This window comes from Bradyrhizobium sp. BR2003, from assembly GCF_009720285.1.
Lineage (GTDB): Bacteria > Pseudomonadota > Alphaproteobacteria > Rhizobiales > Xanthobacteraceae > Bradyrhizobium > Bradyrhizobium elkanii.
Genome location: NZ_SMYJ01000020.1, coordinates 119,871 through 130,677, shown reverse-complemented (window position 1 = coordinate 130,677; position 10,807 = coordinate 119,871). Strand labels below are relative to the sequence as shown.

9 protein-coding genes and 1 pseudogene are annotated in these 10,807 nt (G+C 64.5%); 5 read left to right on the top strand and 5 right to left on the bottom strand.

Going from position 1 to position 10,807, the window contains the following annotated elements; all coding sequences use genetic code 11:
• Together E2I15_RS15460 and E2I15_RS39550 are read right to left on the bottom strand one after the other, a co-directional pair.
• Positions 1-253: pseudogene (locus E2I15_RS15460) on the bottom strand (hypothetical protein); the annotation flags it as partial.
• Between the two features lie 248 nt (positions 254-501).
• The gene (locus E2I15_RS39550) at positions 502-624 is read right to left on the bottom strand and encodes a hypothetical protein (RefSeq protein ID WP_276486405.1); all 123 of its coding nucleotides are present in this window, start codon (positions 622-624) and stop codon (positions 502-504) included.
• Between the two features lie 157 nt (positions 625-781).
• On the opposite strand from E2I15_RS39550, the gene E2I15_RS15455 reads away from it, so the two are divergent.
• From E2I15_RS15455 to serA, 3 genes are all read left to right on the top strand, one after another.
• Positions 782-1,078, top strand: a complete 297-nt coding sequence (locus E2I15_RS15455; protein WP_246667955.1) for a hypothetical protein — start codon at positions 782-784, stop codon at positions 1,076-1,078.
• A gap of 155 nt (positions 1,079-1,233) precedes the next feature.
• Positions 1,234-1,602: a BA14K family protein gene (locus tag E2I15_RS15450; protein WP_137477326.1), complete on the top strand. Its 369-nt coding sequence runs from the start codon at positions 1,234-1,236 to the stop codon at positions 1,600-1,602.
• A 340-nt stretch (positions 1,603-1,942) separates the two neighbouring features.
• Positions 1,943-3,196: a phosphoglycerate dehydrogenase gene (gene serA, locus E2I15_RS15445; protein WP_137477325.1), complete on the top strand. Its 1,254-nt coding sequence runs from the start codon at positions 1,943-1,945 to the stop codon at positions 3,194-3,196.
• A gap of 9 nt (positions 3,197-3,205) precedes the next feature.
• Here serA and E2I15_RS15440 read toward each other — a convergent pair whose 3' ends face one another.
• Entirely contained in the window at positions 3,206-4,639 is a 1,434-nt protein-coding gene (locus E2I15_RS15440; protein WP_137477323.1) for a helix-turn-helix domain-containing protein, read from the bottom strand.
• A gap of 145 nt (positions 4,640-4,784) precedes the next feature.
• On the opposite strand from E2I15_RS15440, the gene E2I15_RS15435 reads away from it, so the two are divergent.
• Both E2I15_RS15435 and E2I15_RS15430 read left to right on the top strand, forming a co-directional pair.
• Positions 4,785-6,422, top strand: a complete 1,638-nt coding sequence (locus tag E2I15_RS15435; protein WP_050401550.1) for an isocitrate lyase — start codon at positions 4,785-4,787, stop codon at positions 6,420-6,422.
• A gap of 218 nt (positions 6,423-6,640) precedes the next feature.
• Entirely contained in the window at positions 6,641-7,165 is a 525-nt protein-coding gene (locus E2I15_RS15430; RefSeq protein WP_137477321.1) for a DUF4269 domain-containing protein, read from the top strand.
• A 9-nt stretch (positions 7,166-7,174) separates the two neighbouring features.
• Here E2I15_RS15430 and E2I15_RS15425 read toward each other — a convergent pair whose 3' ends face one another.
• Entirely contained in the window at positions 7,175-8,389 is a 1,215-nt protein-coding gene (locus E2I15_RS15425) for a PepSY-associated TM helix domain-containing protein (RefSeq protein WP_137477319.1), read from the bottom strand.
• Complete coding sequence (locus E2I15_RS15420) at positions 8,389-10,722, bottom strand: TonB-dependent siderophore receptor (protein ID WP_137477398.1); 2,334 nt, start codon at positions 10,720-10,722, stop codon at positions 8,389-8,391. The genes E2I15_RS15425 and E2I15_RS15420 overlap by 1 nt, the downstream gene beginning before the upstream one ends.
• Between the last annotated feature and the right edge of the window lie 85 nt (positions 10,723-10,807).

Below are 10,807 nucleotides of genomic sequence, written 5' to 3'. Positions count from 1 at the left end.
CGGCATTCAGCAGGCTTATTGCAAGCTCTCCGGCGGAATTCTCGTATGAATAGCGCCAATCCCAACCGGCCGACAGATCGGCCCGCACGACGTCAATTTCCGCGCCGATGGCGATATCCGCATGCCAGCGAAACGATTCGTCAGGCCGCGGCGAGGTATGCGCCTTGATCCCGTGGGGGTGGAGCATTTCAAGAAGTTCTTCAAACGAAGATCCCGATCGTGTGGGAGGTACAGCGAGTACGTCTTCGACCATCAAATCCAACCATCGGATGTTTGCTGTTCGCGGATTGCCCGATCCATCAGGCCGGTTTTCCACTGTTGCGCCACACGCATAGACCGCATCACCCACACTAGCACAGCTTGGTGATTTCGGCTCGCGTGCCCTTTCTCACAATTCCTTCAATATCCGAAAACCGAACAGAATATCCGGATCGCGCAATCGAGCCGTGAAAGCTGACATTCGATCTAATCCGCTCGCCTGCATCGCACGAACGTTCCGATTCAATCCGTCGCGCCGACGCTCGAGAGCACCAGCGGATGCACAGCATCCGCGATCGATTGTCCTAGCCACAATCCGAACGGCTCCATCCGGAATGCGACGTCGTCCATGGACTCGTAGCCCATTTGGCCTAAATCGTCACAACCAACTCAAACGGGTTATGAAAGCATGCTTACAAGGATTACTTGCGTACTCGCGCTTACGGTTCTTTCGTCCATGCCTGCGCTGGCCGATGGTTGCGCAGATCACGTCCAGAGCACCGGCGTTCCCATGGTGACGGGCATGACGCACAAGACCTGGATGATCTTCCCGTCGGTCAATCCCGGTGCTGCCCTCGACAAGGTGTCCCGCGCCGTTCTGGCGGAGGGTTTTGTCGGTGTGAACGTCGACAAGAAACTCGCCACGCTGACCACCCAGCAGGAAACCACCGGATCCGGCCGGCCGCAAACGCTGCAGGTCGTCGTCCGCAAGGACGGCAAAGGCAGCCGCGTCGATGCGACCTTCAGCTTGCCGCCGGGACAGTTGGCTCCAGGTGTCGGCGACAACCTCTGCCGCGTCGTGAACGCAGCCGGCCAATGAGCTCCGCCCATCCGTGAAGCAGGCTGACGCGCGAATTGTAACCGGCCGCGCGTGTCCGGGTGTCGTCCGGTCCGGGACCGGGCGAGCCCATCCAGGTCGAGGGAATCGGGACGCAGGTGCCGGCCTGCGCCCACAGCAATGAAGCAGGAGATATGATGCATAGGGCTCGCGTTGTGAAAGTTGTTTTGATGGCCGCCGCCGGTGTCATGGTGTTTTCGGCCTCCGCCATTTCGGCTCCGCTGCAGCACGGTGCCGGCGTTGCGGCCGCGGCGCCGTCGTTGACCGAGAAGGTCTGGTGCCGTTACGGGCAGTGCTATGACAATGGCGGCGGCGCTGCCGTCGGCGGACTGGTTGGTGGCCTCATCGGCGGCGTCATCGCGGCCGGCGCGGCCAACGCGGCCGCGCAGCAGGAAGCTGCCGCGGCCCAGCAGCACGCGGCGTCCTGCGCCCAGCGCTATCGCTCGTACGACGCGGCGTCGAATACGTTCCAGGCAAAGGACGGCCGGCGGTATCCCTGCCAGTGAGACTGCAGCAGGCTTGCGACGCCGAGACGGGGAAGCGAAACCGCCGCTCCAGACAATAACCCTCGGCGCCGCGCTGAGTACGAATGGAGCTCCGGCCAGTGAGCCGGAGCTGGAGCGCCCCGGGAGCCGCAACGTGGCTTCTGCCGGCGAATTGGCCAGGACATCTGACTGAACAGGTTCCCGCTCTGCGCCTGGATGCGCGGACCCAAGGGCTACATCGGGAATCGCAGAGCGGGCGGCCCAGGGCGGCTTCTGACCCGATTGTTTTCTATGCTATCACGCGATCCATCGAAACTGCGCTCGTGGCAGGATCTGCCCGAACCTGCGAATCTGGATCTCGATGATGTTGTCGCTTCCCAAGACCAAAATACGCGTGCTGCTGCTGGAGGGCGTGAACGAATCCGCGGCCCGGATGTTCGAGGCGAACGGCTATACCGAGCTGCAACGTCTGCCCAAGGCGCTGGGGCCCAAAGAGCTCAGGCAGGCGCTGTCGGGCATCCATATGCTGGGAATTCGCTCGCGGACCCAGTTGACCGCGGACATCATGGAGGCCGCCGACCGATTGCTGGTTGTCGGCTGCTTTTCGGTCGGCACCAATCAGGTCGATCTCGACGCCGCGCGGAAGCTGGGAATCCCCGTCTTCAACGCGCCATACTCCAACACCCGCAGTGTGGCGGAGCTGACCATCGCCGAGATCGTGATGCTGTTCCGCCGGATCTTTCCGCGTTCGGTCTCCGCACATGCCGGCGGCTGGGACAAGTCCGCCGAAGGCAGCCGCGAGGTGCGCGGCAAGACGCTCGGCATCGTCGGCTACGGCAATATCGGCTCGCAGCTGTCGAACCTCGCCGAAGCCATGGGCATGCGCGTGATCTATTTCGATCACACCGACAAATTGCGTCACGGCAACACCGAGCCGGTCGACACGCTCGAAGCGTTGCTCGCAGCCAGCGACGTCGTTTCGCTGCATGTGCCGGAGACGCCGGCCACCGCCAACATGATCGGCGCCGCCCAGCTCCAGTTGATGAAGCCCGAGGCCTATCTGATCAACAACTCGCGCGGCACCGTGGTCGATCTCGATGCGCTGGCGGGCGCCCTGCGTGAGGGCCGGCTGGCGGGTGCCGCGGTCGACGTGTTTCCGGTCGAGCCGGTGTCGAACGAGGCGCGCTTCGTCTCGCCGCTGCAAGGTCTCCCCAACGTCATCCTCACGCCGCATGTCGGCGGTTCGACGGAGGAAGCGCAGGATCGCATCGGCGGCGAAGTTGCACGCAAGCTGATCGACTATTCCGATGTCGGGTCGACCTTCGGCGCGGTCAATTTTCCGCAGGTGCAATTGCCGGCGCGACCGACCGGCACCCGTTTCATCCATGTTCATCGCAACGTTCCCGGCGTCATGCGCCAGGTCAACGACGCGGTCTCCCGGCACGGGATCAACATCCTGGCGCAATATCTGCAGACCGATCCGGAAGTCGGCTATGTCGTGCTCGAGACCGACGTGGTCGGCGGCGAGGGCGAGGGACTGCTGGCCGATTTGAAGGCCATCGACGGCACGATCCGCGTGCGGGTGCTGTACGACCAGAATCGGCCGCAGGGGTGATCGACTTCGTCAATCAGCCGAGAACCCGAAGGGAACGCTCGAAGTCCTGAAATCGTCGGGAAGGATCTCGCGGCCGATCGGCGGCGCCGAGCGCGCCGCGCATCTTGGCCGATGACAGACCCGGCATGCGACGCCGATAGGCGTCGGCTCATCCGCGTTCGGCCCCTGTCCGTCGCGCGTGTAGATCAGCTGGCCCGCATGCTCGGCGGCGCAGCCGATCGCGATCGCCCGCTCGACGCGGATCGCGCCGAACGCGCCGCCGCCGGCGGTCACGGTGCGGGCGATCGAAAAGAACCGCTGCCCGTCGGGCAATTCCAGCCATTGCGTGACGATCTGGCGCGGCGTCTTGAAGATATCGTGCACCGACCACAGCGGGCATGCGCCGCCGTGCTTTGCAAACGGGAAGCCGGCGCCGTCGAGCAGCTTGGAAATGTTGCCGGCGGGATCGACCCGGATCAGGAAGAACGGGACCTTCTCGAGACCCGGCCGTTGCAAGGTCGTGACGCGGTGCGCGATCTGCTCGAAGCTGGTGCCGAATTGACGCGCCAGCGCCTCCAGGTCGTAGCGGCGCGCCTCGACCGCTTTCGCGAACACGGCATACGGCATGATGAGCGCGGCCGCGGCGTAGGCCGCGAGCGCACGACGGGCCAGCAACTCGGCGCTCTTGCTGCTGAACTTGCCGTCTTCCACCGCGGCGCTGATCTCGCCTTCAAGTTCCAGATAAGCAAGCTGCTTGGCAAGCTGAAAATTGAGGCCCGCGGTATCGAGCGAGTCCTCCAGCAGCAATTGTCTGCGATGCAGGTCCAGCCGCCTGATCGAACCCAGCATGACGTTCGGCGGCAGATAGCGGACCTGGAGTTTATGTCGCTCCCGAAGCCGCTCGATGAATCCGGCGGGCCCGGCCGGTTCGTGGACGAGCCGCTCGGCGGCATCGTCGAGGCTGGCAAAATTGTTGCGGCGCGCGGCGAGAAAGCGCCGGACCTCCGCGACGGGATCGTTGGCGTCAAAGTTCTCCTGGCCCGGTGACGCGATCGCCAGGTCCGGAGCTCGTCGCTCCGCAAGCGCCAGCTGCTCTTCGCGGTAGGCGGTGTAGAGGCGCAGGAACGCTTCGGTCATTCCGGGATAGCTGACCGCGAGGTCGCTGACCTCGAGCGCGGGGATGTCGATGTCGGCAAACATCGGTTCCTTCAAGATCGATTGCATGCGGGCGGTGTGATCGGCGCCGCCGTCGCCGGCGAGGTCGGCCAGATCGATCTTGTAGGTACGAGCGAGCCGCAGCAGCATGTCGGCCGTCACCGGGCGCTGATTGCGTTCCAGCAGCGCCACATAGGGGGCCGAGATTTCCAGATCGGCGGCCATGTCGGCTTGGGTCAGCCCGAGGTCGCGCCGCAGCCGGCGCAGGCGGGGGCCCATAAAAACGGAACGGGCGCTTGAGGTTACCATCGCCTTATCCAATTCTTGTAAGATTCTTACAATAATACATCGGTTTCTTGTAAGTTATGACAAGTTTTCCGCGCTAGGTCTAGCTCCCGATGACGCCGCGCGTCACAAACGGTGCAGTTATTTCGTCACCGAAGGGATCACGGACATGAACTTCCAACCGCGCGGGATCAGCGACCGGGCCATCCAGGGACCGGCTTCGTATCAGAGCGAGATCGAGGCGGCCGAAGCGCTGCTCAAGACCAAGGACACCTGGAACGGCGTCACCGCCGAAGCCGTGGCGCGGATGCGCCTGCAGAACCGCTTCAAGACCGGTCTGGATGTTGCCCGCTACACGGCTGCGCTGATGCGCGCCGACATGGCGGCCTATGACGCCGACAGCACCAAGTACACCCAGTCGCTCGGCTGCTGGCACGGCTTCATCGCCCAGCAGAAGCTGATCTCGGTCAAGAAGCACTTCGGCAATACCGACCGCCGTTATCTGTATCTGTCCGGCTGGATGATCGCGGCGCTGCGCTCCGAGTTCGGCCCGCTGCCCGACCAGTCGATGCACGAGAAGACCTCGGTGCCGGCCCTGATCGAGGAGCTCTACACCTTCCTGCGTCAGGCGGATTCGCGTGAGCTCAACGACATCTTCCGCGCGCTCGATGCGGCGCGCAAGGAAGGCGACAAGGCCAAGGAAAAGGCGCTGATCGAGAAGATCGACAACTTCCAGACCCACGTCGTGCCGGTCATCGCCGACATCGACGCCGGCTTCGGCAATGCCGAGGCGACCTATCTGCTCGCCAAGAAGATGATCGAGGCGGGCGCCTGCGCCCTGCAGATCGAGAACCAGGTCTCCGATGAGAAGCAGTGCGGCCACCAGGACGGCAAGGTGACCGTGCCGCACGAGGTGTTCATCGCGAAGATCCGCGCCTGCCGCCATGCTTTCCTCGAGCTCGGCGTCGAGGACGGCATCATCGTGACCCGCACCGACTCGCTTGGCGCCGGCCTGACCCAGCAGATCGCCGTGAGCCACAAGCCGGGCGACATCGGCGACCAGTACAACAGCTTCCTCGATTGCGAGGAAGTGACGGCCGCCAACGCGCGCAACGGCGACGTCATCATCAACCAGAACGGCAAGATGATGCGTCCGAAGCGTCTGCCCAGCAACCTCTACCAGTTCCGTCCCGGCACCGGTGCGGATCGCTGCGTGCTCGACTGCATCACCTCGCTGCAGAACGGCGCCGATCTGCTCTGGATCGAGACCGAGAAGCCGCATATCGAGCAGATCGCCAGCATGGTCGATCGCATCCGCAAGGTCATTCCGAACGCGAAGTTGGCCTACAACAACTCGCCGTCGTTCAACTGGACCCTCAACTTCCGTTGGCAGGTCTATGACGCGATGAAGGAAGCCGGCCAGGATGTCAGCAAGTACAACCGCGCCGAGCTGATGAAGGCGGAGTACGACGACACGCCGCTGGCGAAGGAAGCGGACGAGCGCATCCGTACCTTCCAGGCGGATTCGGCCAAGCGCGCCGGCATCTTCCACCACCTGATCACGCTGCCGACCTATCACACGGCTGCGCTGTCGACCGACAATCTCGCGAGGGAGTATTTCGGCGAGCAGGGCATGCTTGGATACGTCAAGAACGTGCAGCGTGCGGAAATCCGTCAAGGCATCGCCTGCGTCAAGCATCAGAACATGGCGGGCTCCGACATCGGCGACGATCACAAGGAGTACTTCGCCGGTGAGGCTGCCCTCAAGGCGGGCGGCGCCCACAACACGATGAACCAGTTCGGCTAATCGATCGAACGGATCATTTCGACTATCGGCTGGACGGCCCGGCGCGCGAGCAGCCTGGCCTGTCCGCCGGCGGCGGGGCGATTTTCGACCACGGTGACGCGGTCGAGATCGCCCCGTGACGTTTTTGGGCCCGCTTCCGCTCAAGCCCGCCTATTTGCAGAGGTTCGCGCGTTCCACGCGCGTGTGGTAATGCGTCGCTGCAATCTCGAGGCCACCTGATGAGTGTCGGGCACTACGCATCCGCCGTCACCAGCTCCGCCGTGATGGAACTGCTGAAGCCGTTCGATCCCCGTATCGTCGGAACGCTGCCGCTCGGCCTGGCCGTGCCCGGCAGCGACATTGATATCGTCTGCCATGCGTCCGACCCGAACGCATTCGCGGACATCGTTTGGGCTCACTATCGAGCGTGCGATGATTTCGTGCTCTTCCGATGGACTTCGGGGACGCGGCCGGTGATTGCCCGCTTCGTGTGCGACGGCTGGCCGTTCGAACTGTTCGGTGATCAACGTCCGGTGGAGCAGCAACGAGGCTGGATCCACCTCGAGGTCGAACGGCGGCTGCTTGCACTTGATCACGGACGGCTGCGGCGAGCCGTCAGCGAACTGAGGGCAGGCGGCCTCAAGACCGAGCCTGCGTTCGCTACCGTGCTCGGGATATCAGGCGATCCCTATCGCGGATTGCTCGAGCTCGCGGCCGAAACGGACGCCGAGTTACGCGCCCGGCTCGCGGCATGCGATTTCTGATCGCAAGATTCATGCGCCCGGAACGAGGTGGCCGACCGGCTGCCGCGCCAGCCGCCGGTGCTTGCGGCGCGACAGATAAAGCAGCAGACCGGTCACGGCGAACAGCGGCATCATGGCGGCGGCCAGCATGAAGGCGAGCTTGCCGGGCCATCCCAGGATGGCGCCGCGGTGGATGTCGAGCACGCTGGCGAGGACGCGTTCGCCAAACGTCTTGTCCGCGTAGCGATCCGATGAGATGACGCGGCCGGTGAGGGCATCGATACGGAATTCGTCACGCACGCTCTCGAGCGTCGAATCCCGCGGCCATGACCGCACGCGCACGGCCGTGCCCGCGCCGGCCGGCAGCGTCATGAGGGCCCTTCCGTAACTGTTGTTCTCCTGCTGCAGGAACGCCGACCAGACCTGATCGAAGGCAAGCGGCTTTGCCTCGGCCTTCCTTTCGGTCTTGGCTTCAGCCTTGCTCTCGGGAGTCGCGCCGCCGCGCGGCGGCTTGGACTGCATCGCCGCGGCCGTGGCCTGAGGCCGCGCGAACAGCCAGTCGGCGCCGGTCTTGTACCATTCGAACGAATACCACAAACCGGTCAGCGTCATCACCAGATAGACCGGCAGCACCCAGGTCCCGATCACGGCGTGCAGCGAGCGATGCAGTCCGCGGCCGCGCAGTCCCAGATTAGGCTTCAGCCATGTCTTCACGCTGCGCGCACGACGCGGCCAGCGCAGCACGAGGCCGGTGATCAGCATCACGATCAGGCAGATCGCGGCGGCGCCGGTGATCTTGCGCCCGATGCCATTGCCGTCGCCCGGCAACAGCAGCCAGCGATGCAGCTTCCGGACGGTTGCGAAGAAGTCCTCGCCGCGCGGCGAGCCGAGCACGTGCCCATCATAGGGGTCGACATAGACCGAGGACGGCCGCGTGCCGCCTTCGCTGCGGGCGAAACGGATGCGGGCCGCGGCCGATGGATCGCTCGACATCGTCACGGCCGAGACCCTGCCGAAATCGCCCGCCGCCGCCAGCCGTGCGATCAACTCGTCCGGCGTGAGCCGTCGGGCCGCACTGGCCTCGACGCGCATCATCTGACTGTTCAGGCTGGCCTCGATCTCGTCCTCAAAGGCCATCGTCACGCCGGTGAGGCCGACCACGGCCCACAGCAGCGCCAGCACAAGGCCGACCAGGGAATGGACCTGCAGCAGTGCAGCCTTGATCGGGAGCCAAACGTCACTCATCAGAATTTCACCGTCGCCGAGAGCGAGAAACGCCGCGCGTCGCCCATCGCGACCGTCAGGATGCTGTTGGCTGAAGGGTAGTAGACCGTGTCGAACAGGTTCTTGACGTTGAACTGGTAGATTACCGGGAACGACTGGACCTTGGTCTCGTAGGTCGCAAACAGGTCCGCGACCGTGTAGGCCGGCAGCACGAAGCTGTTCGCGGCATCGCCCGGCCGGTCGCCGACATAGCGCGCGCCGCCGCCGAGGCGAAGCCGGCCGGGCAGGGTAGTGCCGAAATCGTAGACGAGGAAGAGCGAGGCGGTGTTCAGCGCGACGTTCTGCAATTGCTTGCCGGCGAGCGTCGGATCCTCGGTGACCCGCGCATCGGTATAGCCATAGCTGCCGATCATGCTCCAGCTGTCAGTCAGACTGCCGGTGACGTCGAGTTCGACGCCGCGCGAGCGAACCTTGCCGGCGGTGCGGTACTCGACGATGCCAGTCGTGGGGTTGAGCTGCGAAACCAGCACGTTCTTCTTGTCGATGTCGTAGAGCGCAAGCGTGCCGGAAATCCGCTTGTTGAAGTCGAACTTGACGCCGGTCTCCCACTGGGTGCCCTCTTCGGGCGCGATGTTGGAGCCGATCACGACGCCGCCGGCGAGCGGCGCGATGCTCGAGGTCGGCTTCAGCGATTGCGTGTAGCTCGCATAGAGCGAGACCTGGTCGGTGAGCTTGAAGATGGCGCCGCCGAGCGGCAGCACCTTGTCGGCCGAGACATTGGTATTGGTGATGAACGGGCGGCCCTTGCCGGCGAGTTGGTCGTAATCCATGTAGCGCACGCCGCCGACCAGCGCGAAGCGCTCGGTCAGATGCAGCGTGTCCTGGAAGAACAGCGACCACTGGCCGAGCTTATCGGTCTGGGCGCTGTCGGCGGCGGACACCGTCGTCCCCGGCGTGATCAGCCCGTAGACCGGATTGTAGAAGTTGAAGCTCGGGGTCGCCTGCCGGATCAGGTTGTCGCGATAGATCGTGCCGTACTGGCCGTCGCCGCCGAACAGCACTTCGTTGCGCATATCGCCGAGCCAGACATTGCCCTGCAAATAGGAGGTGCCGTAGCTGGCATTGCTGAGCGAGCCCCAAGTACCGTCATTGCTGCGGGTCTCGACGCCGGTCTTGGCGTTGACGCCGGTGATGCGGAGCTGGTTGGCGCTGAAGGTCTCGGTGTTGTAGCTGTAGGCCGCGAACAGCTTCCAGTCCTGGTTCAGCCGGTGCTCGACCGACGCCTGCATCAGGTCGGAGGTGCCCCACATGTTGTTGAACGGCTCGTCGAGCCGGCGCGTCGCCGGGATCGCAAGCGGCGCCTTGGTCACGGAATCGAATGCGGTGCCGCGGTCGAACGGCGTGATGAACTCGCGGTGCTCGTAGTTGAGCTGGACGGTGGTGTTCTCGCCGTACCAGGCCAGCGACGGCGCGACCAGCATTTCGCGGTGACGCCCGAAATTGCGCCAGTAATCCTCGCTCACGCCATAGCCGATGAAGCGATAGGCGAGACCGCCATCGCCGATCGGGCCGGTGATGTCGACGGCGCCGTCGGCGCCGTTCTTGTTGTTGGCGTAGGTCGAGCCGAGCAGGGTCACCGAGCCGTGCTGATAGAGCTCGGGGCGCTTGCTGATCGTGTTGACGATGCCGCCGGGATCCATGATGCCATAGAGCAGCGACGCCGGGCCCTTCAGCACCTCGACGCTTTCGACCGCGGCGTTGAGGCTGCGGCCCTGCACCAGCGGCATGCCGTTGCGCATGATCGAGCCGTCGCGGTTGTCGCCGAAGCCACGGCGCATCACCGCATCCTGGGTGCCGGCCAGCGTATTGGCCTGGGTGACGCCGCTGACATTGGCCAGCGCGTCATCGAGGTTGCGCGGCAGCTGATCCTTCAGCACCTGCTCCGGCACGACGTTGACCGTCTGCGACGTGTCGAGCGGCGAGGCGCCGCTGCGCAGCGTGGTTGAGCTTGGGATCGCGCGATAGTGCAGCTTGGCTTCGTTCAGCACCGCGGCATTGGCTGCCGCGCGCTCCGATGGTGTCGGCGGCGCCGGCTGGGCATTGCGGCTGCGCCGCCGTGCCGCGGCGGCCGCCTGCGTTCGCTGCGCCGGCTTTGCCGCGGCTGCTGCCGGCTTGCGCTTCTGCGTCGGCTGGTCGACCGAAACAGGCGGCAACGGGACGCTCGATTGGGCGCTTGCCGGCGTTGCCGCGGAGGCGACATCGGCGAGCAGGAATACTGCGCCGATCAGCAGATGGGCGCGGCCATTGTCGGCGGCATTTCGACGGCCGCCGACAAGGCGGCCATCAGCATTCACAGGCACTCTTGGACTTCCGATTCACGCGCACTTGGTCACGCCGCGCCTCTAGCAGTCGGCGCGCGCGAAAAGAACCGGAGCAAAC

Coding starts and splice junctions, on each gene's coding strand:
- E2I15_RS39550 (WP_276486405.1), bottom strand. CDS start 624: ATGGGCTACGAGTCCATGGACGACGTCGCATTCCGGATGGAGCCGTTC.
- E2I15_RS15455 (WP_246667955.1), top strand. CDS start 782: ATGACGCACAAGACCTGGATGATCTTCCCGTCGGTCAATCCCGGTGCT.
- E2I15_RS15450 (WP_137477326.1), top strand. CDS start 1,234: ATGCATAGGGCTCGCGTTGTGAAAGTTGTTTTGATGGCCGCCGCCGGT.
- serA (WP_137477325.1), top strand. CDS start 1,943: ATGATGTTGTCGCTTCCCAAGACCAAAATACGCGTGCTGCTGCTGGAG.
- E2I15_RS15440 (WP_137477323.1), bottom strand. CDS start 4,639: ATGGTAACCTCAAGCGCCCGTTCCGTTTTTATGGGCCCCCGCCTGCGC.
- E2I15_RS15435 (WP_050401550.1), top strand. CDS start 4,785: ATGAACTTCCAACCGCGCGGGATCAGCGACCGGGCCATCCAGGGACCG.
- E2I15_RS15430 (WP_137477321.1), top strand. CDS start 6,641: ATGAGTGTCGGGCACTACGCATCCGCCGTCACCAGCTCCGCCGTGATG.
- E2I15_RS15425 (WP_137477319.1), bottom strand. CDS start 8,389: ATGAGTGACGTTTGGCTCCCGATCAAGGCTGCACTGCTGCAGGTCCAT.